Here is a 633-nt window from a genome sequence, read left to right on the forward strand (position 1 = left end):
CCGGGCCACGGCCCGTCCGTGGCCCGGCCGCCCCGTACGGCCTGTTGCCGCACTTCCCGGTGGTCTCCGCGGCGCGTCCGCGCCGAAACCCTGGCCGTCCTCCCGTGCGCGCAGGATGCTGTCGCGGGAGGGACCCTCGGGCTCCTCCCGCGACAGTGTCCTCGACACGGAGGGGCGGACCGCCCATGGCCGGGATGAGTGTGGAGCCGTACCGGGAGATCACCTTCGACAAGGACGGCGACGGCGCGGCCGGGCAGCACGAGGCGCTGTCGGCGCTCGCCGCGCGCGGGGCCACGGACGGGTCGCTGTTCCACCCGTGGGCGAACACCACCAGGTCCGTGGCCACCCGCATGTACGCGGCCTTCTTCGCCTCCTTCCCGGGCGTGGTGCGACCGGGCGCGCGGATGGCGTACGCCGGGCTGGTGTGGCCGTCGACGATGTTCACGGACGAGCCGATCCCCGACTTCGAGTCCGTGGCGGCGGTGCATCCCGGCAAGGAGGCCGTGGTGGAACGGCTCTCCGTGCTGCTGCGCGAACAGCCGGAGGACGAGGCCGCCTTCACCGAGTTCGGCGACCTGCTCAGGGAGCTCACCGACACCGGTTCGGCCTCGCGGTCCCTCGCCGAGGGGCCGC

General features: G+C 74.1%; 1 pseudogene. It reads left to right on the forward strand.

Annotation, left to right across the window (positions count from 1 at the left end):
• Nucleotides 1-185 precede the first annotated feature (185 nt).
• Nucleotides 186-633, forward strand: a pseudogene (locus EAO71_RS35815) (serine-threonine protein kinase); the annotation flags it as partial.

Source organism: Streptomyces sp. MS191, assembly GCF_008042125.1.
Classification (GTDB): Bacteria; Actinomycetota; Actinomycetes; order Streptomycetales; family Streptomycetaceae; genus Streptomyces.